The sequence below is a fragment of the Streptomyces triticisoli genome, assembly GCF_003270085.1.
GTDB classification, from domain to species: domain Bacteria; phylum Actinomycetota; class Actinomycetes; order Streptomycetales; family Streptomycetaceae; genus Streptomyces; species Streptomyces triticisoli.
On the sequence record NZ_QFDQ01000298.1, the window covers coordinates 1 to 22,400 of the forward strand.

19 protein-coding genes and 2 pseudogenes are annotated in these 22,400 nt (G+C 69.7%); 12 read left to right on the forward strand and 9 right to left on the reverse strand.

Features of this window, described 5'->3' with window-relative positions; translation table 11 throughout:
• Positions 1 to 177 (forward strand): annotated as a pseudogene (locus tag DEP02_RS35630) (M56 family peptidase); the annotation flags it as partial.
• 51 nt (positions 178 to 228) lie between these two features.
• Here DEP02_RS35630 and DEP02_RS32960 read toward each other — a convergent pair.
• On the reverse strand, positions 229 to 576 hold the full coding sequence (locus DEP02_RS32960) for a tetratricopeptide repeat protein (protein ID WP_112471359.1): 348 nt from the start codon (positions 574 to 576) through the stop codon (positions 229 to 231).
• A gap of 106 nt (positions 577 to 682) precedes the next feature.
• Between DEP02_RS32960 and DEP02_RS32965 the strand changes: the two genes are divergently transcribed.
• On the forward strand, positions 683 to 1,648 hold the full coding sequence (locus DEP02_RS32965; RefSeq protein ID WP_112471360.1) for a pirin family protein: 966 nt from the start codon (positions 683 to 685) through the stop codon (positions 1,646 to 1,648).
• A 102-nt stretch (positions 1,649 to 1,750) separates the two neighbouring features.
• On the opposite strand, the pseudogene DEP02_RS32970 reads toward DEP02_RS32965, so the two are convergent.
• Positions 1,751 to 2,215, reverse strand: a pseudogene (locus tag DEP02_RS32970) (IS110 family transposase); the annotation flags it as partial.
• A gap of 474 nt (positions 2,216 to 2,689) precedes the next feature.
• Between DEP02_RS32970 and DEP02_RS32975 the strand changes: the two are divergent.
• From DEP02_RS32975 to DEP02_RS33000, 6 genes are all read left to right on the forward strand, one after another.
• Positions 2,690 to 2,890 carry a VanZ family protein gene (locus DEP02_RS32975; protein WP_332872036.1) on the forward strand — a complete coding sequence of 67 codons (201 nt, stop codon included), beginning with the start codon at positions 2,690 to 2,692 and terminating at the stop codon, positions 2,888 to 2,890.
• A 168-nt stretch (positions 2,891 to 3,058) separates the two neighbouring features.
• Entirely contained in the window at positions 3,059 to 3,754 is a 696-nt protein-coding gene (locus tag DEP02_RS32980; RefSeq protein WP_112471338.1) for a response regulator transcription factor, read from the forward strand.
• A complete protein-coding gene (locus DEP02_RS32985) occupies positions 3,747 to 4,862 on the forward strand; it encodes a sensor histidine kinase (RefSeq protein WP_112471339.1) in 1,116 nt (371 codons plus the stop codon). The genes DEP02_RS32980 and DEP02_RS32985 overlap by 8 nt, the downstream gene beginning before the upstream one ends.
• A gap of 72 nt (positions 4,863 to 4,934) precedes the next feature.
• Positions 4,935 to 6,008, forward strand: coding sequence for an endonuclease/exonuclease/phosphatase family protein (locus DEP02_RS32990; RefSeq protein WP_112471361.1), 1,074 nt, complete (start codon positions 4,935 to 4,937; stop codon positions 6,006 to 6,008).
• 411 nt (positions 6,009 to 6,419) lie between these two features.
• On the forward strand, positions 6,420 to 6,647 hold the full coding sequence (locus DEP02_RS32995; RefSeq protein WP_112471340.1) for a transposase: 228 nt from the start codon (positions 6,420 to 6,422) through the stop codon (positions 6,645 to 6,647).
• Positions 6,644 to 6,832, forward strand: a complete 189-nt coding sequence (locus DEP02_RS33000) for a hypothetical protein (RefSeq protein WP_232839390.1) — start codon at positions 6,644 to 6,646, stop codon at positions 6,830 to 6,832. The genes DEP02_RS32995 and DEP02_RS33000 overlap by 4 nt, the downstream gene beginning before the upstream one ends.
• A 123-nt stretch (positions 6,833 to 6,955) precedes the next feature.
• On the opposite strand, the gene DEP02_RS33005 is transcribed toward DEP02_RS33000, so the two are convergent.
• Positions 6,956 to 8,422 carry a non-reducing end alpha-L-arabinofuranosidase family hydrolase gene (locus DEP02_RS33005; protein ID WP_112471341.1) on the reverse strand — a complete coding sequence of 489 codons (1,467 nt, stop codon included), beginning with the start codon at positions 8,420 to 8,422 and terminating at the stop codon, positions 6,956 to 6,958.
• A 728-nt stretch (positions 8,423 to 9,150) separates the two neighbouring features.
• On the opposite strand from DEP02_RS33005, the gene DEP02_RS33010 reads away from it, so the two are divergent.
• A complete protein-coding gene (locus tag DEP02_RS33010; RefSeq protein WP_112471342.1) occupies positions 9,151 to 10,581 on the forward strand; it encodes an endo-1,4-beta-xylanase in 1,431 nt (476 codons plus the stop codon).
• A 257-nt stretch (positions 10,582 to 10,838) separates the two neighbouring features.
• Here DEP02_RS33010 and DEP02_RS33015 read toward each other — a convergent pair whose 3' ends face one another.
• The 4 genes from DEP02_RS33015 to DEP02_RS33030 form a co-directional block, all read right to left on the reverse strand.
• Positions 10,839 to 11,681: a carbohydrate ABC transporter permease gene (locus tag DEP02_RS33015; protein WP_112471343.1), complete on the reverse strand. Its 843-nt coding sequence runs from the start codon at positions 11,679 to 11,681 to the stop codon at positions 10,839 to 10,841.
• A gap of 7 nt (positions 11,682 to 11,688) precedes the next feature.
• On the reverse strand, positions 11,689 to 12,681 hold the full coding sequence (locus DEP02_RS33020) for a carbohydrate ABC transporter permease (RefSeq protein WP_112471344.1): 993 nt from the start codon (positions 12,679 to 12,681) through the stop codon (positions 11,689 to 11,691).
• Between the two features lie 80 nt (positions 12,682 to 12,761).
• Positions 12,762 to 14,105 (reverse strand): ABC transporter substrate-binding protein, encoded by a 1,344-nt coding sequence (locus tag DEP02_RS33025; RefSeq protein ID WP_112471345.1) that lies wholly within the window; start codon positions 14,103 to 14,105, stop codon positions 12,762 to 12,764.
• A gap of 96 nt (positions 14,106 to 14,201) precedes the next feature.
• On the reverse strand, positions 14,202 to 15,221 hold the full coding sequence (locus DEP02_RS33030; protein ID WP_112471346.1) for a LacI family DNA-binding transcriptional regulator: 1,020 nt from the start codon (positions 15,219 to 15,221) through the stop codon (positions 14,202 to 14,204).
• 205 nt (positions 15,222 to 15,426) lie between these two features.
• Between DEP02_RS33030 and DEP02_RS33035 the strand changes: the two genes are divergently transcribed.
• The 3 genes from DEP02_RS33035 (at position 15,427) to DEP02_RS33045 (ending at position 19,076) form a co-directional block, all read left to right on the forward strand.
• On the forward strand, positions 15,427 to 16,800 hold the full coding sequence (locus tag DEP02_RS33035) for a glycoside hydrolase family protein (protein ID WP_112471347.1): 1,374 nt from the start codon (positions 15,427 to 15,429) through the stop codon (positions 16,798 to 16,800).
• A gap of 972 nt (positions 16,801 to 17,772) precedes the next feature.
• The gene (locus tag DEP02_RS33040; RefSeq protein WP_112471348.1) at positions 17,773 to 18,003 is read left to right on the forward strand and encodes a hypothetical protein; all 231 of its coding nucleotides are present in this window, start codon (positions 17,773 to 17,775) and stop codon (positions 18,001 to 18,003) included.
• Between the two features lie 56 nt (positions 18,004 to 18,059).
• Complete coding sequence (locus DEP02_RS33045; RefSeq protein ID WP_232839391.1) at positions 18,060 to 19,076, forward strand: LacI family DNA-binding transcriptional regulator; 1,017 nt, start codon at positions 18,060 to 18,062, stop codon at positions 19,074 to 19,076.
• Between the two features lie 26 nt (positions 19,077 to 19,102).
• Here DEP02_RS33045 and DEP02_RS33050 read toward each other — a convergent pair whose 3' ends face one another.
• Both DEP02_RS33050 and arfA read right to left on the reverse strand, forming a co-directional pair.
• Positions 19,103 to 20,920 carry a CocE/NonD family hydrolase gene (locus tag DEP02_RS33050; protein WP_332872037.1) on the reverse strand — a complete coding sequence of 606 codons (1,818 nt, stop codon included), beginning with the start codon at positions 20,918 to 20,920 and terminating at the stop codon, positions 19,103 to 19,105.
• Complete coding sequence (gene arfA / locus DEP02_RS33055; RefSeq protein ID WP_112471350.1) at positions 20,896 to 22,395, reverse strand: arabinosylfuranosidase ArfA; 1,500 nt, start codon at positions 22,393 to 22,395, stop codon at positions 20,896 to 20,898. Before arfA ends, DEP02_RS33050 begins: the two co-directional genes overlap by 25 nt.
• Positions 22,396 to 22,400: the final 5 nt, after the last annotated feature.

Consider the following 22,400-nt stretch of genomic DNA (forward strand, 5'->3'; position numbering starts at 1 on the left):
CGCAGGGTCGCCGCCCTGCTGGCACCGGCACCCGCCGCCCGCCGCTGGCCGCCGCTGTTCACGGCGGTCGGCGCCGCGGTGTGGGGCGCCGCGGCGGGCGCGCTGGTCTCGGCGATGTCCTCGGCGAACTCGGCGGTCACCCTGTTCCTGATCCTCCGGGCGACAACGCCACTGTGACGCTCCGCTCCCGCGATCGGCTCACACGTTGGTGGCTCACACGCTGGTGGCTCACCCGCCCGGGAAGTCGCCGGCGAGGGCGGAGGCGATCCGCAGATGCGTCTCGGCCTCCGCGTGGCGCCCCTGGCGCTCGAGAGCCCGGCCCAGCAGCAGCCGGGCGTAGTGCTCCACCGGGTCGCGCTCGACAATGACACGCAACTCGGACTCGGCGCGCCGCAGTTGGGCCGAGTGGTAGTAGGCGCGCGCCAGCAGCAGCCGGGGCCCGGTCTGCTCCGGCACCTCCTCGACCAGCCCCACCAGCACCCGCGCCGCACCGGCGTAGTCCCGGGAGTCGAAGAACATCCGCGCCCGCTCCCAACGCTCGGCCGGGGCGCCGTGGTCGTAGTACGTGTTGGTCATGTCCACTCGTGACCTCCTTCGAGCCCGACAACCGACTCTGTCGGTTGAATATTCCACTACCTCCGGGTCTCGTTGGAACGATCCCCGGGGGACTAGGTTGGGCATCATGAGCAATCTTGATCGCGAGGCGGTTCCCGCGGTATGCGGCGGTCGTGGCTTCGTGGTGGCGGAGCCCGTACGGGAACTCCTCAGCCCCCGCCGCGTCAAGCTCGGCGAGTCCACAGAAGTCCGCCGACTGCTGCCGAACCTGGGCCGCCGCATGGTGGGCGCCTGGTGCTTCGTCGATCACTACGGCCCCGACGACATCGCCGACGAGCCCGGCATGCAGGTGCCCCCGCACCCGCACATGGGCCTGCAGACGGTGAGCTGGCTGCACGAGGGCGAGGTGCTGCACCGCGACTCCACCGGCAGCCTCCAACTGATCCGCCCCGGTGAACTGGGCCTGATGACCTCCGGCCGGGCCATCAGCCACTCCGAGGAGAGCCCCAGGTCCCACGCCCGCTTCCTGCACGGCGCCCAGCTGTGGGTCGCCCTCCCGGACGCCCACCGCCACACCGACCCGCGCTTCGAACACCACACCGAACTGCCCACCGTCACGGCCCCGGGCCTGACGGCCACCCTGATCCTGGGCGACCTCGACGGTGCGACTTCACCGGGAACGGCGTACACCCCGATCACCGGCGCCGACCTGGCCCTGACCCGCGGCGCCGACGTACGCCTCCCCCTGGACCCGGACTTCGAGTACGCCGTCCTCTCCATGTCCGGCGAGACCCACGTCGACGGCGTCCCCGTCCTCCCCGGCTCGATGCTCTACCTCGGCTGCGGCCGCACCGAACTCCCCCTGCGCGCCGAGTCGGACGCGGGCCTGATGCTCCTGGGCGGAGAGCCGTTCGAGGAGGAACTGATCATGTTCTGGAACTGGATCGGCCGGAGCCAGGAGGAGATCGAACAGGCCCGCCGGGACTGGATGGAAGGGTCCCGGTTCGGGGAGGTGAAGGGGTACGACGGGGCTCCGCTGCCTGCTCCGGAGCTCCCGCCGGTCCCGTTTAAACCACGAGGAAGGGTGCGCTGACATGCGGAAACGTCTGAACGTCGGCGGCTGGCGGGTGGGAGGCGGTTGGACACTGCCTCCCATTTTTCGATCACTCGCGGGAGGACGGCTGAGTGGGTTGCGGACCTGAGTGGAGGTGGCGGTCGATTCCATGGTGCGGTCGTCTGCGAGGTCGGTGCGGCGGGTGGTGGGGATGCGCAGGTCGACGGCTGTTTCGTCGCCGGGCCGCAGCAGGCCCGGGGCGCGGCGCATGCGGGACCGGTCGGCGATGACGAAGGCATCCTTGGCGTCGGTCCTGCCCTCACCGCGGTAGGTGCCGGACGCGCGGTGGACGGCCAGGCCGGTGAGGTAGGCCATGGGCTGACCGTGGTTGAGCGGCAGACCGATCAGCAGCACAGCGCCGCCGTGATTGACGTCCACCGCCCACAGCACTTCCTGGTCGATGTCCAGGACGTCGCGAATCAGCTCCAGCAGGGCCGCCTCGTCGTTCAGGACCCGGCGGGACAGCAGCCGTTCGCCCCGCTCATTGATCACCCCACAGTGGTGATGCTCCTTGCCGATGTCCATCCCGGCCCGGATCCGGGGCACGGTCACCTCCGTCATCTCGTCGTCAGTTCATCCCGCAGACGACCTCGTCGGCGTAGTCCTGCAGAGCGATCAGGTCGCGCATCCCAATTGGCGGTCGAGTCGTCGCCGGGCTCCGGGCGGCCGTGTTCTCCGAGCCATCCGACCGGCTCCTCCATGACAGCCATACCCGGAGCCCCGGGCCCACCGGTCCTACGAATGACCAGCGGAAACCCACGCCTGAAAGGCAGCACTCCATGATCTTGGGAGCCCGTGCCTGTCACGTTCCCAGGCCACCGCTGAACTGACAAACCATCACGAACCAGACGCTCTGCGACTACGCCGAGGCCCCGGCTTGTGCCGGTTCCTTGATGCCGGGGACTCCGTGTATCGCCGGCGTATCGAAAATCGCATACGTCACCGCAACAGCCTTCCGTATTCAGCGGAGGCATGGACCACAACCCATCACTGTCGGCGCCGGCCCTTACGCGCAGGATCGTGCTCGTCAGCCCGGCGATCCTCGGTGCCGTGATGCGGGTACCGGCGTTCGGGGCGGGCTGCTCGGTCCCGGTCGAGACCGCCCGGTACGTCCCGCGGCTGGACCGGGTGTCCTCCGTGGACGACGTACTGCTCAACGCCACCGGCGCCGACCACGTCGCTGTCACGTCTGGAGTCCTTCTCCCGTCCCATCGAGAGTGACGGCGACGAGGGCTGTGACGACGGTCGACCGCGTCCGACACGTTCGACAGGGGCCTTTTCACGTTCTGTCGCCGCAGGTCTACTCTCAGTCACGGCAATGCGGCGGTGCCTGCACCCATGTGGTTTTCGATATGCCGACGATATGTGCCGGCTCGTAGCCTCAAGAGCATGCGTGTGTTGATCGTCGAGGACGAGCCCTATCTGGCAGAAGCCATCCGCGATGGCCTGCGCCTGGAAGCGATCGCGGCCGACATCGCAGGTGACGGCGACACCGCTCTGGAACTGCTGGGCATCAACGCCTACGACATCGCCGTCCTCGACCGCGACATCCCCGGACCGTCCGGTGACGAGATCGCCAGACGCATCGTCGCCTCCGGCAGCGGCATGCCGATCCTCATGCTCACCGCGGCCGACCGTCTCGACGACAAGGCCTCCGGGTTCGGACTCGGCGCCGACGACTACCTCACCAAGCCGTTCGAACTGCAAGAGCTCGCGCTCAGGCTCAGAGCACTCGACCGCAGACGTGCACACAACAGGCCTCCCGTGCGGGAGATCGCGGGCCTGCGGCTCGATCCGTTCCGCCGCGAAGTCCACCGCGACGGCCGCTACGTCGCGCTGACCAGGAAGCAGTTCGCCGTGCTCGAGGTCCTCGTCGCCGCCGACGGCGGTGTCGTCAGCGCGGAGGAGCTTCTGGAACGGGCATGGGACGAGAACGCGGACCCGTTCACCAATGCCGTACGCATCACGGTCTCGGCACTGCGCAAACGGCTCGGCGAACCCTGGGTCATCGCCACGGTGCCCGGCGCCGGGTACCGCATCGACACGCAACCAGCGGCCGGCCACGAGGGAGGAGACCGTGAATAGGCAGCCTGGGTTCAGCGTTCGCTTCAAGCTCACCCTCAGCTACGCCGGATTCCTCATGTTCGCCGGCCTCCTGCTGCTCGCGGCGGTGTGGGTGTTCCTCCTGCGCTACGTCCCCGATCGTGCGATGCTCATCAACCCCGATGACAAGCTCAAGGGTGTTTTTCCCGTCCGGTCCGCCCTCCTGGACGTTTTCGCTCCGAGAGCAGCCGCAGTACTGGCGTTCCTGCTGGTGTTCGGTCTCGTGGGCGGGTGGATCCTCGCCGGCCGCATGCTCGCCCCGCTGACCCGCATCACGGACGCCACAGGCATGGCCACGAAAGGATCACTCTCCCACCGGATCCGGCTGCCGGGCCGCAAGGACGAGTTCCGTGAACTCGCCGACGCCTTCGACACGATGCTCGCCCGCCTCGAAGCGCACGTGGCCGAGCAGCGGAGGTTCGCGGCCAACGCCTCGCACGAACTGCGCACCCCGCTGGCGATCTCGCAGGCGCTTCTCGACGTGGCCCGCAACGATCCGACGCAGGACCTCGACGAGATCATCGACCGCCTGCACGCCGTCAACGCCCGGGCGATCGACCTCACCGAGGCGCTGCTCGTGCTCAGCCGCGCCGACCAGAGGTCCTTCACCCGAGAACCTGTCGACCTCTCCCTACTCGTGGAAGAGGCCACCGAGACACTGCTCCCGCTCGCCGAGAAGCGCGGTGTCACCATCGAGACCTCCGGTGACATCGCCCCGGCTTTCGGCTCACAGGCGCTCCTGCTGCAGTTGACGACGAACCTCGTGCACAACGCGATCGTGCACAACCTGTCCGACAAGGGCACGGTGCGGGTCGAGACCGGCGCCGGCCCCGAGACCGTGGTGCTCACGGTCGAGAACAGCGGCGAGAAGCTCTCCCCGCAACTGGTCTCGACTCTCACCGAGCCGTTTCAGCGCGCCACCGAACGTGTTCGCAACGACCACGCAGGTGTCGGACTCGGCCTGGCCATCGTCCGGCGGATCACCGAGGTGCACGACGGGTCCCTCACCATCACCCCGCGCGCTGAGGGCGGACTCCGTGTCGCCGTTCAACTGCCCGCACCACCAGCACTTTCTCCGAAGGACATCTGATCAGTGAGCGAAGCACTAAGAGAAGTTCCGGATGCGCGACAGCAGGGCGAGACCGAGGAGCGCGCCGAGATCCTGGACACGGCTCAGGCCGGGCAGTGCGGCGCCGGTCGCGGGGACACCGGCTCGGGTGCCCGGCGCGCGCGTATCCGCCGGGCGGTCCGCAGCCTCTCCGGGCCGGACCCGTGGAAGCGCGGCCCGGTGCTCGCGGCGCTGGCGCTGGTGCTCGGCCTGCTCATGCTGCTGCACGCGCAGATCACTGACAGGGGCGGTCTCGGCAGCCTGGTGGAGACGTTCCTGCCGTGGTTCGGCCTGTTCATCCCGGTGCTGGCGGCCGGGGCGCTGTGGCGCCGCTCCGCCGCGGCGGTGGTCGCGCTGCTGCTGCCGGTCGTGGCGTGGCTGAGCCTCTTCGGCGGACTGCTCTTCGGCAAGTCCCAGCCGGGTGGCGACCTCACCGTGGTCAGCCACAACGTCAACGCCGAGAACCCCGACCCGGCCAGTACCGCCCGCGACCTGGCCGCCTCCGGGGCGGACCTGCTGGCGCTCGAGGAGATGACCCCGCAGGCCGCGGTCGCGTACGGGAAGGAGCTGGCGAAGGCATACCCGTACCACACGGTGCAGGGCACGGTCGGGCTGTGGAGCAAGCTGCCGCTGTCGGACTCCCGGTCGGTCGACGTCCTGCGGGGCAATGTCGGGCCGCTGGCGAAAACCCGGCGGGCCGAGGACCTCCCCGTGGACCCGCCCCGGGCGCTGCGCACCGCGGTGGCCACGGACCAGGGGCCGCTGGTGGTGTACGTGGCGCACCTGGGGTCGGTGCGGCTGATGCCCAGGCACGGCTTCTGGACGGACTCGCGCGACGTCGGCGCGGTCGCGCTCGCCAAGGCCGTCGCCGCCGAGCAGAACGAGCGGGTGGTGGTGCTCGGCGACCTGAACGGCACCACCGACGACCGCGCGTTCGACGGCCTCACCTCGCAGCTGCACTCGGCCCAGGAAGCGGCCGGGCACGGCTTCGGCTTCAGCTGGCCGGCGTCCTTCCCGATGGCGCGGATCGATCAGATCCTGGTCAGGGGCGTGGAGCCGAAGAGCTCGTGGGTACTGCCGGCCACCGGCAGCGACCATCTGCCGGTGGCGGCCAGCATCAGCTGGTGACCGCTGCCGCCGGCCGATCCCGCGAGAGCTCCACAGGACACAGCTCAGCGGCCGGCCACTCCGCCGGCAGCCACACGAACCCGCCCGCGTGCCGCCACCCACCACTGACAGTGCTCCGTCACATGCTGCGGCCGACGGGACCTCTCGCACGCGACCGGCCCGGCAGGCTGTCCGGCGTGCTTGCGACCTGTTTGGTCGATGGAGAAGTCGGCGGACTCCACGTCGGTGAAGGCGATCCCCAGGCCGTGGACGCGACTGCCTCCGTCCGAGGTTCCCCGAGATGCGAGGAGGGATGACAGCAGGTCAGATAGAGATCGTGAGAGGAGATCTGACGATGCCTGCCCCCAGGAAATACCCGCTGGAGTTGCGTGAACGCGCGGTGCGGATGTACCGCACGTCGCGAAGCCCGTCATCCGCCGCACGGCCGAGGAGCTCGGCGTGCACCATGAGGCTCTGCGCGGCTGGATCCGGCAGGCCGAGGCCGACGCCGGCGAGCGGGACGACCTGCTCACCAGCGAGGAGAAGGCAGAGCCGGCCCAGCTGCGGCGCGAAGTGCGCGAGCTGCGCCGGGCCAACGAGGTCCTGCGGACGGCCTCGGCTTTTTTCGCCGCGCGGCCCGACCCGACCCGGCCCGGGTGAGAGCGCTCATCGACGAGCACCCGCACCTGGGGGTCGAGCCCGTACTCCGGGAACTGCACACGGCCCTTGCCGCCGTCGACGGCGGTGCCCCGCTCGATGCGGTCACGGAGCGCACGCTCGTCCTGGTGCGTCGCTGCCTTGTTCCGCTCGGCAGCACGGTCGACGCACCAAAGGGCGGCCACTGAACGACCGTCACTGCGCGGGCGGGTGAGGTGACCCGGGCCGTTCGGATCACGGTGTGGCGGGCTCGGCCTTCCGCCGAGCCCGCCACACCGGCTCCCCCTCGGAGCCGGACCCGCGTCCTGCCGTCAGCGCCGCAGGGTCAGCAGACCCGGACGGTAGGGCAGGAGGCCGTAGTCACCGCCGGAGTTGGGGCTGCGTCCCTGGTAGAGCAACTGCAGATTGCAGGGATCGACGGTCATGGTCTGATCGGCACTGGTGCGGATCAGTTCGCCATGGCTGATGTCGTTGGTCCAGGTGGCGCCGCTGTTGGCCTTGCCGGCGAAGGGATTGCTCTCGGTCGCGGCCTGGGGTGTCCACGAGCCGTTCAGACTGGTGGCCGTGAACGAGCGGAAGTACCGGCCCTGCGAGCCGATCGCCTCGACGATCATGAGGTAACGGTTCTGGCCCTGCAGCTTGTAGACCTGCGGGGCTTCGAACAGGTTGTTCGTCGTATCGCTCATGATCACTGTCGAGGTCGAGCCGAAGCTGCCCGGGAAGTTCCCGATCGGCATACTGGCCCGGTAGATCTTGCCGTTGTCGCCGGCGAAGAACAGGTACATGTTCGTGCCGTCACCGATGAGTGTCTGGTCGATGGGCCCTGTTCCGGAGCCGGAGATGCTTCCGGAGAAGAGCACCTGCTCGGATGACCAGCCATTCGGGTTGGTGGGGTCGCTCGACGTCCGGTAGGAGAAGGCGGTCCCGCCCCACTGGTAGGCGAGCACCCAGATGTTCTTCGGCGCGAAGTAGAAGAGCGTGGGTGCGACGGTGGAATTGGACATCGTGTTCTGGCTGGCCGAGGCCATCTCCGACCAATTGGTGAACAGGCCGAAGTTCATCGAACCCCACCTCGTCCCCGTGTCGTGCGTGGTCGCATAGACGAGTTGTCTGCCGTTGTAGGGGGCGACGGTGAAGTCCTTGAGCGAGACCCACCCCTGCTTGGGCTGTGCCAGCGCGCCCGTTGATGTCCAGCGGTAGGTCGACGGAAGATCACACGGGCCGGGGGTGTCGGCGCCGGCCTTGACGAGCTGCCACTGCTGGTTGGTGCCGCCCCAGTCGTCGTACTGGACGATGTTCGCGTTGTCGGCGGTGGAGGCGCCTTGTACTTCGAGGGCCTTGTTGCTGTGGCGCGAGATGAGCCTCACGTAGCCGTCCGAGCTGTCGGCCAGCCGCCACTGCTGGTTGGTGCCGTTCAGGTCGGCCCACTGGACGATCGAGCCGCCGTTCGCGGTGGACCAGTTGTAGACGTCCAGCACCTTGCCCGAGTGGCGGGACTTGACGCGGTAGTAGCCGTCCCCGGAATCGACGAACTGCCACTGCTGCTGGTTCTGGTTGTTCCTGGTCCACTGGGTGATGCGGGCGCCGTCGTCAGTCGCCATGTTGTAGACATCCAGGGCTTTGCCGCTGTTGCGGTTGACCAGCACATACGAGGCGTTGGGGTCTACGGTCGCGGCCTCGGCGGGCTGGGCACCGAGGAAGGTGGCCACGAGCAGCAAGGGCGCAAGGACGCCGAGTAAGCGTCTTGGACGGACCAGGGACGGGTGGCGAAACCACATCAGAGGGCCTCCTTGAGGGCGGGGGTGAGGTGACGCCGATGAACCGCGGAGCGGCCGCGCCGGGGGCGGGGACAGGTTCGAAAGTTTCGAAGTCAATCCCGGTTCTGTGACGCCACAAGCTAGGAAGACGGGGCCCTCTGGTCAAGGTCTGTCGCCGATCTGTCCACAAACAGTTCCTCCCCTTCGGGCGTGACAAGCTGTCGCGCCGACCGGAAACCCCCTGCAAGTTCACGATACGGCTCGCCAGTCCAGGGATCCGCCCGGCTCGACGGAGATACGAAAGTTTCGGACGAAGGTCAGAAACTTTTCCCGCCGCGAGGGTTGACGAGTCACCGTCAATCCCTCAATCATCCTGTCTGGTAAGCCGACCGTAGGCCGAGATTTCGAACAACATTGCCCTGGGCAGACTGTGCTGCACGGCAGATCCGCGCACAGCTGCACGACAGATCCGCGCACCAAAACACCTGCGCCACCCCGTTCTTCGTTCCGGTGAGGCTCGCACCGACGCATCCTGACGCTTCGTGCAGTCGGAGAGGTATGCGACGCCGCGTGACGCCCCCCGGCTGAGCCGCGATGGAGTACCCCCGTGCCTGTGTCGAGAGACCGCTGTCGCCCGGCGTACGTCACTCGGCGGCCGACCGGGCGCCGTCCGTGCCGGTTGAGATCCTCCCGGGTCCCATGACCGCGGTGTCCGGTGATCCCGTCATTCCTACCTTGGAGGCACAGCCATGGGCTTGTATGCCCTTCCCAGACCCGTTGTCCGGCGGAAGATCCGCGCTCTGCTGTTGGCGCTGGTCGCCGGCGCCCTCGGTGTGGTCGCCGCACTGGTCGCGCCGCCGTCCGCTCAGGCCGCCGAGAGCACGCTCGGCGCCGCGGCGGCGCAGAGCGGCCGCTACTTCGGCGTCGCCATCGCCGCGAACAGGCTGAGCGACTCGACGTACGCGACGATCGCGGCCCGTGAGTTCAACTCGGTGACGGCCGAGAACGAGATGAAGATCGACGCCACCCAACCGCAGCGGGGCCAGTTCAACTTCACCGCCGCCGACCGCGTCTACAACTGGGCGGTGCAGAACGGCAAGCAGGTGCGCGGCCACACCCTGGCCTGGCACTCCCAGCAGCCCGGCTGGATGCAGAGCCTCAGCGGCAGCGCGCTGCGCCAGGCGATGATCGACCACATCAACGGCGTGATGAACCACTACAAGGGCAAGATCGCCCAGTGGGACGTCGTGAACGAGGCCTTCGCCGACGGCAGTTCGGGAGCCCGGCGCGACTCCAACCTGCAGCGCACCGGCAACGACTGGATCGAGGTCGCCTTCCGCACCGCGCGCACCGCCGACCCGTCCGCCAAGCTCTGCTACAACGACTACAACGTCGAGAACTGGACCTGGGCCAAGACCCAGGCCATGTACGCCATGGTGCGGGACTTCAAGCAGCGCGGCGTGCCGATCGACTGCGTCGGCTTCCAGTCGCACTTCAACAGCGGCAGCCCCTACAACAGCAACTTCCGTACCACCCTGCAGAACTTCGCCGCCCTCGGCGTCGACGTGGCCATCACCGAACTCGACATCCAGGGTGCCCCGGCCTCGACCTACGCCAACGTGGTGAACGACTGCCTGGCCGTCCCGCGCTGCCTCGGCATCACCGCCTGGGGTGTGCGCGACAGCGACTCCTGGCGACCGGAGCACACGCCGCTGCTGTTCAACAACGACGGCAGCAAGAAGCCCGCCTACACCGCCGTCCTCAACGCACTCAACGGCGGCTCCACCACACCGCCCGCGGACGGCGGAACGATCAAGGGCGTCGGTTCGGGCCGCTGCCTGGACGTGCCCGGCAGCAGCACCACCGACGGCACCCAGGTCCAGCTGTGGGACTGCCACAGCGGCGCCAACCAGCAGTGGACGTACACCGACGCCGGTGAGCTCAGGGTCTACGGCAACAAGTGCCTGGACGCCGCCGGCACCGGCAACGGCGCCAAGGTCCAGATCTACAGCTGCTGGGGCGGCGACAACCAGAAGTGGCGCCTCAACTCCGACGGATCCGTCGTCGGCGTCCAGTCCGGCCTCTGCCTCGACGCCGTCGGGGGCGGCACCGCCAACGGCACCCTGATCCAGCTCTACTCCTGCTCGAACGGCAGCAACCAACGCTGGACCCGCACCTGACAAGGCCTGCCACAAACGAAAGGGTGAATCGGTGACGGCCTGCAGCGCGGCTTCCCTCGTCCCTCCACGAAGGCATCGCTGATGGTCCCGGGTCGCCGCCGTGCTGGCGGCGACCCTCGCGATCGGCGTGGCCTGGTGGGCGGCGTCACAACCGTCCGGTCCCCGCGGAAGTGCAGGCAGGTGGCCTTCTCCTCCGAGTGGAACGAGGTTCCTCACGATCTTCGAGTCCCCCACGCCGCCGCCCCGCACGGCTGCGGTCAGCCCTTGACGGCGGAACTGGCGACCCCTTGGACGAACCAGCGCTGGAAGAAGGCGAAGACGACAAGGACCGGCAGGACGAGCAGGACGCCGAAGGCGAGGATCTGACCCCAGTCCGGGGGCTGCTGCCCCTGGAAGACGCTCATCTCCAGGGGGAGGGGACGCACCGACGGGTCGGACACCATCAGCACCGGCCACAGGAAGGAGCCCCACTGGATGAGGAAGGTGAGGATCGCGACCGAGGCGAACACCGGCCTGGACATCGGCACGATGATCGCGAAGAAGGTGCGCCAGGGACCCGCGCCGTCCAGCCGGGCCGCCTCCTCGATGCTCGGCGGGATCTTCTTGAAGAACGTGTGGAACTGGTAGATGGCGAAGGCGTTGGCGACGAACGGCAGCGCCTGGATGTACAGGGTGTTGCGCTGGCCGTTGAACATGTAGAACAGCGGCACCGCCACCGACTCGAACGGGATCAGCATCAGCAGCAGGACGAGGGTGAACACCGCGTTCCGACCGCGCCACTTCAGCCGCGTCAGCCCGTACGCCGCCATCGAGTTGACGATCAGTCCGCCCGTCACCACCACGAACGACAGCAGCACCGACACGCCCATGAACTGCCAGAAGTAACCGGTGCTGTCGGAGTTGAGGCTGTCGAAGACGGCCGCGTAGTTGTCGAAGGAGAGGTGGGTGGGCAGGAAGCCGGACAGGCCGTTCAGCACCTCGTCGGACGGCTTGAGGCTGCCGAGGAAGAGGTAGAGCGCGGGCAGGGCGAAGACGAACGCCAGAACGCTCAGGACGGTGTAGTCGAGGACGCGGCGTACGGGCGTACGGGTCATGGCCATGGGTCAGTCAGTCCTCGTGGTCGGGCCGGACGACGCGGCGCTGGACGATCGTCAGGGCGACGACGATCAGGAAGAACACCACCGTGACGGCCGAGGCCTGGCCGATGTCGTTCTGGTCGAAGGCCGTGGTGACGGCCTGGTACATCACCGTCCGGGTGGCGTCCTCGTCCAGGCCTCCGCCGCGGATGAGGATGTACACCTGGTCGAAGACCCGGAAGGACAGCACCGAGGTCAGCATCGCGACGAACACGAGGGTGCCCCGGATGCCGGGCAGGGTGACGTGCCGGAACTGCTGCCAGCGCGAGGCCCGGTCCAGTTGGGAGGCCTCGTAGAGCTCGTCCGGGATCTGCTGGAGGCCGGCGAGCAGGATGACCATCTGGAAGCCGACGCCCTGCCACACCGACAGCACGATGATCGAGCCCATCGCGGTGAGGCCGTCGCCGAGCCAGTCGAAGGCGCCCCAGTTGCCGAACGTCACCGCGTCGAGCAGGGAGTTGAGCATGCCCTGCTCGCTGCGGGCGAGGATCAGCCGCCAGATCACGGCGACCAGCGCCATCGGGAAGACCACCGGCATGAAGAAGAAGGACCGGAACAGGCCGATGGCCTTCAGCTTGCGGTTGAGCAGGATCGCCAGCGCCAGCGCGAGGCCGGTCTGGAGCGGTACGACGACCGCGGCGAAGGTCAGGTTGTTCAGCAGCGCCCGCAGGAACGGGCCGGACAGGTCGGGGTCGGTGAACAGCCGCCGGTAGTGCTCCACCCCGAAGAAGGCGGGTTCCAGCGGGGAGCCGAGGCGGACGTTGTGGAAGGAGAGCACCACGGCGTAGCCGAACGGGATGCCGACGAAGGCGATCAGCCCGCCGACGGCCGGGGCGGACATCAGCAGCCCGTGCAGCCGGTCGCGGTTGCCGCGCGAGGGACGCGAGGGCTTCGCGGAGGGCGCGGACGAGACGGCCTGCGCCCGGCCAGGGGCCGCGGCGTGCGCGGGTTCCACGGTTTTCACGGGAGGGTTCCTCTTCCCGGCGGGGGCGGGCGCGGTCGGTACGTCGCCGACGGCCCGCCCCGGCCGATGCGTCCTGCGGGTTACGGGATCTCGTAGCCGGCGTTGTCGGTGAAGTCCCGGTCGATGGCCCGGGCGGCCTTGCGCAGGGCTTCCTCCGGGTCGGCACCACCGTAGATCGAGTTCAGGGCGGTGCTGAACTTGGCGGTGACCGTGGGGTATCCGGCGGTCACCGGCCGGGTGACGGCGACGCAGGAGGCGTCGATGTCGCTGTCGCCGCAGGGCCGGGCGAGCTGGTCGGCGAAGAGCTGGAGCGGACCGCCCTCCTTGTACAGCTCACTCTTGGCGAGCGCGGTTTTGGTGGCGGGCACCGCGCCGTTGGCCTTCGTCATCGCGCCGACGTTGGTGTCGTTCAGCAGGTAGTCCAGGAAGGTACCGGCTGCCTTGCCGTTCTTGCTGCCGGCGCCGATGCCCCAGGCCCACGAGCCCTGCCCGGTCTTGGGGCCGTTGCCGAAGTCGGGCAGCGGCAGCACGACGAGGTCGTCTCCGAGGGCCTCGCTGTAGGCGGGGTACATCCAGTTGCCGACCCAGCTCAGCGCCACCTTGCCCTTGGCGAAGGCGTTGCCGTCGGTGTTGGGGTCGACGTACGTCTTCCAGGACTGGAAGGTCTTCATCGCGGCGACGGCCTTCGGGCCGTCGAGGGCGCCCTCCGCCTTGCCGTCCTTCACCAGGGCCCCGCCGGCCGACCAGAGGATCGGGGAGAAGCCGAAGGTGCCCCACTCCGTGGCCAGGCCGTACTGCTCCGATATGTCGAGGACCTTGCCGTCGGAGTCCTCGGCCTTCAGCGCCTCGAGCGCCTTGCCGAACTCCTGGGCCGTCCAGGCGTCGTCCACCCGCGTCGGGTACTTCACGCCGGCCGCGTCCAGCAGCTTCTTGTTGGCGTACATGCCGAGCCCGGCGTCGAACATGCCCAGGCCGTAGTGCTTGCCGTCGATCTCGCCCTGCGCCTTGACGGCGCCGGTGGCGTTGCCGAGGGTCTTGGCGGAGACATGGTCGTCGATCGGGGCGAGCTTGCCGTTGTAGACGAAGTTCGCCATCGTCGGGCCGTCGAACTCCAGCACGTCCGGCAGTTCGGCGGGGTCGGTGGCGGTGATGGTCTTCGTGTAGTCGTTCTCGGGGATCAGCTTCAGCTCGGCCTTGACGTCGCTCTGCGAGGAGTTGAAGGTCTTCACGGCGTTCTGCAGCGCGGCCGTCTCGCTCGCCTGGCCCTGGTGGGCCCAGACGCTGATGGTGCCCTTGCCGCTGCCCTCCTCGGCGGAGGCGTCGCCGGCGGCGCCCCCGCCGCCACAGGCGGCCAGCGCGGCCAGTGGCAGCAGGGCGAGGGCGGTCAGGCCCGTACGACGGTGTCTTCTGGGTCCGTTGGTCATGGTGGTGCCTCCGAGCGGTGTGCGGTGGGTGTGCGGACGGTGGGGCCGGGGGCGGGAACGGCCCTCCGGAAGCGGGCGGTCGACGAGGTGGGTGGGCTACCGCTGCCGGCGGCTGGGCGGCGGAGCGGTGGTCTCGCGGAGGACGAAGCGGATGGGCATCTCGACAGGGTGCGGCGGCCCGGCGTCCGGGTCGTCCAGCCGCGCCAGCAGCAGCCGGGCCGCCTCCCGGCCCTGGGCCGCGACCGGCTGGGCCACGGTGGTCAGCCCGACGACCTCGGACAGCTCATGATCGTCGAAGCCGACGACGGACACGTCCTCCGGAACCCTCAGCCGGTGCCGGCGCAGGGCGCGCAGGGCGCCCATCGCCATCTCGTCGGACTGGGCGAACACGGCGGTCGGCGGGTGGCGCAGCGCCAGCAGCTCGGTCATGGCCCGCTCGCCGCCCTCGACCGTGTAACCGCCGTCCGCCTCCAGGGCGGGGTCGGGCTCGATCCCGGCGTCGGCCAGCACGTCCAGGTAGCCCTGCCGGCGGTCGAGGGGCGTGGTCCAGTGCAGCGGCTCGCTGGCCCCGGAGATCATGCCGACCCGGCGGTGGCCGAGGTTCACCAGGTGCCGTACGGCGCTCTCCGCCCCGCCCCGGTCGTCGATGCCGACCACCGTGAAGCCTGGCCGGGCGCCGCCGACCGTGGTCGCCAGCGGCACGTCGAGGGAGCGCAGGGCGGCGGCCTCCTCCGGGTCCGGGATCAGCAGGGACAGCACGGCGTCGACCCGCTTGCGGATCGGCAGCTTGGTGAAGAAGCGCTTGCGCACCTCCGGTGAGCCGAGGTTGTACAGCAGGACGTCGTAGCCGGCGGCGCTGAAGACCTTCTCGGCCGCGTCCAGCACGGTGCCGAAGAACCATCGGCCGACGTACGGGACGACGACCCCGATGGTGCAGGTGCGCCCGCTGGCCAGGCTGGAGGCCGAGCGGGAGGCGGTGTAACCCAGTTCGGCGGCGGCCGCGACGATCCGTGCCCGCATCCCCTCCGACACCCCGGGACGGCCGCGCAGGGCGCGGGACACGGTGGACGCCGAGACCCCGGTGGCCTCGGCGACATCGGTGATGCTGACCGTCACGGAACGCTCCTTGATCGGGTGCACGCCGTGTGGCCGGGGCCCGGCAGCACGGCGGCGTGAGGGAGTGACGAGACCGTAAACCCGCCCACCTGGTTGCGCAAGCGTTTGCGTTCAGATTTACTTCGCCTGACTCCCAAAGGAACTCCCGCCAGCAAAATCACAGCGCACACGTTTGAGTGCCGCTGTCGGCAGACAGGACCTGTCCATGCGATACGCGCCGCCCGGCCTCTGCGTGAACGACTTCGACCTCCTGCGCCACGCGGACGGCACCTACACCGTGCTGCACCTGCAGGGCCCGTGGACGGCCGAGTTCGACCACCTGCGCATGGAGACCTCCTACGGCCGGGCCACCTCCGCCGACCTGGTCCACTGGGAGCCGCAGGGTACCGCCTTCGGCAACGGCCTGCCGGGCCGCTTCGACCAGCAGGCGGTGTGGACCATGCACGCCTTCCCGCACGGCACCGGCATGGCGATGCTCTACACCGCCGTCTCCGGCCTCACCCCGGACGGCTGGCCGCTGCAGTCGGTCGGCCTGGCGTACTCCGAGCGCACCGACGGCACCGGCTGGCGCCGCCACGGCACGGGTCCGGTCGCCGAGGCCGACCCGCGCTGGTACCGCACGGGCGAACGCATGGGCTGGCGCGACCCCTTCGTCGTACGCGACGACGAGTCCGACGGCTGGGTCATGGTGGTCTGCGCCGCCGACGCCTCCCTGCCGGTCGAGGTCAGCGGCTGCGTCGCCTGGGCCACCTCCGACGACCTGGAGCACTGGACCGTCCACCCGCCGCTCGTCTCCCCCGGCGACGTCGACGAGTTGGAGTGCCCGGTCCTCGAACGCCTCGACGACGGCAGCTGGCTGCTGCTCGGCTCCATCGGCGCCACCCGGGGCTTCGAGGCGTGGACCGCGCCCCGCCTGCGCGGCCCGTGGACCCGTCGCGGCCCGCTCGGCCCGACGGGCGCGTACGCCCCGCGTGTCGTCGCCGCCCCCGGCGGCTCCCGCGTCGTGCTGCACACCACCCCGCGCCGCGTCGGTCTCACCGACACCGGCGACCGCTGCCGAGGCATGCTCGCCCAGCCCAAGTCCCTGGTCGTGTCCGCGGATTCGGCGCCCCGCCTGGAATGGTGGCCGGGCCTGGAGACCTGGCTCGGCGAGGAGATGTACGACGCCCCCCTGCACGCGGTCGGCCACGTCGACGTCGGCGGCCGCGTCGAGGTCGTTCTGCGCGCCGAAGATCCGGGCAACGATCGTGCCGCCCTCGCCGTGGCCTGCGACGGCAAGGACCTCCGGGTCACCGGGCCCGGCGGAAGGGTACTGGCGCAGACCGTCCTGTCGAGTCCCCCCGGCGCGTTGCGCATCCTGACGGTCGGCGAGTACGTCGAGGTCTACGCCGACGACGCCTTCGTGCTGACCGCTCTGTGCTATTCCGGTCGGCCTGTCCCCTGGACGGCGGTCACCGGCAACGGTGCCAGTCCGGTCCCTGTCCGCCCGATCCGACTGCCCGACCCGTGCCGGGACGACGCCTCGGCCGTGTGGCCCGGTCCGACGGCAACGACCACGGCCGCCGTCGGCCTACGGTGAAACCGGGCAGGCGGAGGTGGTCGCGGCGCGGCCGAAGGCAGCTGCGCCGCGACCACGGAGCCGACCCGCCGCTGCTGTGGGATCCCGGTGGACCGGCTGAACGGCCATGGGGCGTAGGTGCCCACGCCGGCGAGCGCGGTCACGCCCACCAGGATCAGGGGCAGGCGGTGACGGCGGAGTCGGTGACGTCGTCCGTTCATGCTTCCTTCCGTTCCGATCGATCGAATGGGAGACGGGACGGGCGGGCGGCACCGGTGGGGCGCGGCCCGGCGAAGGCACACATTCCGCACCCGTACTCGGGGTTTCACGCGATTCCGGCCCGTCCGGGCGAGCTTCCTGCGCCCTGCCCGCCGTCGTGCTCGGCAGTGCCGCGCCGCACGAACCTCAACGTCCTCCTTGCCACGCGTGCACGAGCAGGCGGTACACATCGAGTTCGGCGTGACGACGGTGGCGCAGAGCCCGGGGCTCCATGGCCCGGCCCAGGACCATGCGCCGGGCCTCGGCGGGATCACTCGCACGCACCACCCGGATCTGGCAGCCCTCCACCGTGCGGCTTCGTCAGCGTGCAGAGGCGGGATGCGGACTTCCCACAGCAGGGCGGGCACACCCCCGTCACCTCGCGCGTCGGCGGGCTCGCTCGGATCACCTGACCCCCTCTCACTGCCGGTCCGTGTCACGTGCCGTGACCCGTTGCGGTGTGCTGTGTGCCGCAAGGGACACGGCTTCGGACAGGCGCGACGGCGAGGACTTCGCCGTCACCCCGTCCGGGACCCGCTCCTTGGGACCTCGAGGCGGAGAGCGAGCAGGTCGTACAAGGACTGACGAAGAACACCGGCACCCACACCCCGCTGCGGGTGGCCTGCCACGAGTACGCGGCGGCCTGGCGCGACGTACGCGCGGTAAGGCGCCGGCGCGACAAAGCGGGGTGTCTCTTCGGTCCTCCCGGGTGGTCCCCGAAAGCAGGGGCATGAGATGTCACTCCTGCTCCCCGTGTACACGGGGCTTGCCTCGCTGAACCTGGTCGGCGTAACCCTGCATATGGACCTGCCGGAGTGGCTGGCCAAACCCCTGCTCGCCCTGCACCTCCGGCGGTCCACGCACCGACGTCACGCGTGCATGCCGGCCGGGCCGGCCCTCGCGGCCGCCGGCTCGACCCCGGCCGAGGCGCCTCCCCGGCCCCCGGACGGCCTCCTCGCCGGTTAAGTTAACCTGTCCCCATGCCACCCCGACCAGCCGGAACGCGCCCCACACTGGCCTTGGTGGCCAAAACCGCCGGTACGAGCGTGCCCACCGTGTCCAAGGTGCTGCGAGGCGGAACCGACGTCTCGGCGGAGACGCGCGCGAAGGTCATGGAAGCCGTGCAAGCCGTCGGCTACACCCGCCGGGCCGGGTCCAAGGGTGAGAGCGTGCGGGACGAGAGCGGCTCGTCCAACGTGCTCGATCTCGTGGTCACCCACTTCGAGGGGTCATGGGCGAACCTGCTGATAGCCGGGGTCGGGCGAGAAGCGGCAGCAGCGGGACTCGACGTCGTACTGACGCTCGCCGAGCCGCACGGCGACTGGGTGTCGCGGGTTCTGAGAAGGCGCACCCTCGGCGCGATCGGGACGCTGGTCGATCCCGCCTCGCGGCAGTTCGGCGCACTCTTCGCCGCAGGCGTCCCCGTGGTGTTGATCGACCCGATGAGCACACCGCCGTCAGGGGTGGCAAGCATCGGCGTGGCGAACTGGGAAGGCGGCCGTATGGCCGCTGAGCACCTTCTGTCCCTCGGCCATGTGCGGATGGGAGTGGTCGCCGGCCATGCCCGCCATCTCTTCAGCCGAGCGCGCGTCGACGGTTTCCGTGCGGCGGCCGACACGGCGACCGCCGGCAGTGCCACGGTGTCTGTGGCCCACGGCGGATGGAACCGCGCCAAGGCGACGACCGCCACCCACACCCTGCTCGACAGCGACCCGGGGATCACGGGGATCTTCGCCTGCGCGGACTCCATGGCACTCGGCATCTACGACGCACTGGATGCCCGGGGCCTGCGGATTCCCGAGGACATCAGTGTCATCGGCTTCGACGACCTGCCCGAGGCGCAGTACATCACCCCCGGGCTGACGACCGTCAGACAGCCCAGCACCGAGTTGGGCGCCGCGGCGGTCAAGCTCCTGATCGAGCTCTCCCGGGGCGAAGACGGCGGCGTCCGGTCCCCCGCCCGCATGGAGCTGGCCACCGAGCTGGTCGTCCGTGCCTCCACCGGACCCGCCCCGGCAACCGCAGCGCCACGCCGATGACGCGGGCAGGCGTGTTCCGGTCGGTCTCATCGCGGTGCTGTCGTCACGACCTGGAGGACGAGGCGGCTCGGACGGGCAGCACCATGACGGATCGTGTATTCCGCCGCGGTGGGCTCCGTGGTCGCCCCGGCCGGATCGAAGGCATTGCGTCCGACGTCCCAGCGGGGTGACGAACTCGGTGCGATGTCGACGCGCACCCGGTGGCCCGGCAGGAACGTGTGTGCTGTCGACCAGAGGTCCACGACGAACTCCTGCTCCTGATCCGGCTCGACCGGACGTCTGTCGCCCAGACCCGTGACCGGGTCGACGGACCGCGCCGACCCCCGCTGCACTCCGTCGGTGACGACGAGGCTGCTGCCGTCCGGGTGCTCGTCGCACAGCCGCACGACCACATCCGCGTCCGTTCCCGTGGTCGCGAGGTGGACGACGGCATGGACCGCGCCCATCACCGTGAGTTCCTCGGCGAGCGGCACTGTGCGCCACGAGACCACGTCCTGCCGCGCCTCGATCGCCGCCTGGTCGGCGGGTCCCGCCTCGAACGGCGCGAAGAGGAGTACCGCACCGCCGCACGTCGGCACCGGGGATGCCGGATCGCTGGTCAGCCGCCGTTCACCGCTCTCGGCCGGCTCGGTCGCGAGTGTTTCCCCGGCGTTCAGGTACAGCTCGAGCGTCCGCGTGTCGCGCGGGGGGAACTCGTCCGGTTCGATCCACCGGTTCGAGCCCATCAGGAACACGCGCACCGGCGGCATGTCCGCCGCGCCCGCGCGCAGGGCGGTGTCGAACCACCGCACGTGCTGCGCGGTGAGGTCTCCGTTGCCGCCGAGATCGTCGGCGGACGCGCCCGGTCCGAAGTCCACACCGGCTGTCCGGCCCGACATGTCGTCATGCGACCAGGGGCCGACCAGAAGACGAGGCACCGGCCCACCGGTGCCTTTCGCGCGGCGCAGCAGCCGCCGGTAGATCTCCAGGGTCGATCCGAGGAAGACGTCGAACCACCCGCCGATCAGGAAGACCGGGATGTCGATCGCATCGATCCGGTCGACGATCTTCCCGTCGCGGTGACGCGCCGACCCGAGCGGCTCCCGCAACCGGTCCAGACCCCACCCGACGATCGCCTCGGCGTCCCATCCGGCGTGCGGGGTTCCGGCCCGGAACGCGTCGCGGGTCGCGATCGCTCGCTCGGTCGCTTCCCACCGTTTCCGCTCGGCCTCCCGTTCGCGGGCGGAGCCGATGCGCGTGATCATGTCCGGGGCGATCGCGTAGTGCGTCCACGTGAGGGTGCTTCCGATCTCCGGCACCCCACCGCGGAACCGGAAACCGTCGAGCGCCGACATCGCCGGCGTCATGGCGGGAGCGATCGCCCGCAGAGCCGGGGCGCCTCCCAGAAGGGCGCTGAACTGGGTGTCCGAGGCGTAGGACGCGCCCCACATTCCGACGGTGCCGGTGCATTCGGGACGTGCCGCGAGCCAGGCCACGGCGTCGGCGCCGTCGGCCACCTCCTGCGCACAGGGGTCGAAGACGCCTTCGGAGCCGAAGCGGCCCCGTACGTCCTGGAGCGCGACGAGGTAACCGGCGGCGACGAGGCGCCCGACGTCGAGCGTCCCGTCGTGTTCCTCACGGGTCACGTCATAGGGATGGCGGGTCAGCAGGGCCGGCCACGGCCCGGTCCCGTGCGGAACCAGCAGGACGGTCCGAAGCCGTGTTCCATCGCGCAACGCACAGGTCACCTCGCGGCGCTCGGCGACCGGGTCCGGCGATTCACGGGCCGGGTCGCCGCGCCGGAGGGGGGCCGGCTCCTGAACGGGGCTCGTGTCGTCGCTCACCGGAGGGCGACCGCCGTCCACGACGCCGGCGGCAGTTCGATGGTGAGCAGGCCGTCGGCGAGTGCCGCGCCGGTGTTCGCGGCCGGGGTCACCCGGTCCTGCCGGGCGAGCGTGTTCTTCGCGTACACGTCGGAGTCGGCGAGCGTGACCGCCTCGGTGATGCGCGAGGAGCCGAAGCTGCGCACATCGATCGTGACCTGCGCGGCTTCCGCCAGGTCGCGGTTGACGAGGAAGACCGCGGCCCGGCCCTCGTCGACGGTCGCGACGGCGTCGACGACGGATGCCTCTCCGTAGCGCGCCGTTTCGTACGTCGGCGCCTCGATCAGGGGTCGGACCACCTCGCCGGAGGCGAGCCGGCTCGTGATCGAGAACGGGTAGAAGGTCGTCTGGCGCCAGGCCGGGCCGCCGGGCTCGGTCATGATCGGAGCGATCACGTTGACGAGCTGTGCCAGGGATGCCGAGGTGACTCGGTCGCTGCGGCGCAGGAGCGTCATCAGCAGGTTGCCGACGACGACGGCGTCCGCCACCGTGTAGGTGTCCTCCAGGAGCCGGGGGGCGTGGCGCCACTCGTCGTGGATCTTCTCGGACTCCTGGTGCTCCTTGAGGTACCAGACGTTCCACTCGTCGAAGGAGACGTTGATCTTCTTGTTGGAGCGTTTCTTGTGCCCCACGTGGTCGGCGGTCGCGACGACGGTGTCGATGAAGTAGTCCATGTCGGTCGCCGAGGCGAGGAAGGAGCCGAGGTCGCCGTCGTGCTCCTGGTAGTACGCGTGGCACGAGACGTAGTCGACGTGGTCGTAGCTGTGCTCGAGTACGGTGCGCTCCCAGTCGCCGAATGTCGGCATGGTGGATCCGGAGGAGCCGCAGACGACGAGTTCGAGGTCCTTGTCGGCCCTCTTCATCGCGGCGGCGGTGCGGGCGGCCATCTTGCCGTAGTCGTCCGCCGTCATGAATCCGGTCTGCCAGGGGCCGTCCATTTCGTTGCCGAGGCACCACATGCGCACGTTGTGCGGTTCCGGTGTGCCGTTGGCGATGCGCAGGTCCGACAGCGCCGTGCCGGATGGGTGGTTGGCGTACTCGAGCAGGTCCAGGGCGGGCAGGATGCCTCGTGTGGCCACGTTGACCGCCAGCATCAGCTCGGAGTCGGTGAGCTTGAGCCATCTGGCGAACTCGTCGAGGCCGACCTGGTTCGATTCGAGCGAGCGCCAGGCGAGGTCGCGGCGTACCGGGCGTTCTTCGCGTGGGCCGACGGAGTCTTCCCAGCGGAACCCGGAGACGAAGTTGCCGCCCGGGTAGCGGATGGTCGTGCTGCCGAGCTCTCCGACGAGTTCGACGACGTCCATGCGGAACCCGTCATCGTTCGCGCTCGGGTGTTCGGGCTCGTAGAGCCCGGTGTACACACAGCGGCCGAGGTGCTCGACGAACGAGCCGAAGGTGCGGCGCCGGACAGGAGCGATGACGGCCTGCCTGTCGAGTTCGATGTGGACGCGGGGCAATGCGG

What these genes read in the sequence shown, in the direction of transcription:
- DEP02_RS33035 (WP_112471347.1), top strand. Translation starts at nt 15,427, where the DNA reads ATGCGATACGCGCCGCCCGGCCTCTGCGTGAACGACTTCGACCTCCTG.
- DEP02_RS32965 (WP_112471360.1), top strand. Translation starts at nt 683, where the DNA reads ATGAGCAATCTTGATCGCGAGGCGGTTCCCGCGGTATGCGGCGGTCGT.
- DEP02_RS32960 (WP_112471359.1), bottom strand. Translation starts at nt 576, where the DNA reads ATGACCAACACGTACTACGACCACGGCGCCCCGGCCGAGCGTTGGGAG.
- DEP02_RS33015 (WP_112471343.1), bottom strand. Translation starts at nt 11,681, where the DNA reads ATGGCCATGACCCGTACGCCCGTACGCCGCGTCCTCGACTACACCGTC.
- DEP02_RS32980 (WP_112471338.1), top strand. Translation starts at nt 3,059, where the DNA reads ATGCGTGTGTTGATCGTCGAGGACGAGCCCTATCTGGCAGAAGCCATC.
- DEP02_RS33010 (WP_112471342.1), top strand. Translation starts at nt 9,151, where the DNA reads ATGGGCTTGTATGCCCTTCCCAGACCCGTTGTCCGGCGGAAGATCCGC.
- DEP02_RS33025 (WP_112471345.1), bottom strand. Translation starts at nt 14,105, where the DNA reads ATGACCAACGGACCCAGAAGACACCGTCGTACGGGCCTGACCGCCCTC.
- DEP02_RS33040 (WP_112471348.1), top strand. Translation starts at nt 17,773, where the DNA reads ATGTCACTCCTGCTCCCCGTGTACACGGGGCTTGCCTCGCTGAACCTG.
- DEP02_RS33005 (WP_112471341.1), bottom strand. Translation starts at nt 8,422, where the DNA reads ATGTGGTTTCGCCACCCGTCCCTGGTCCGTCCAAGACGCTTACTCGGC.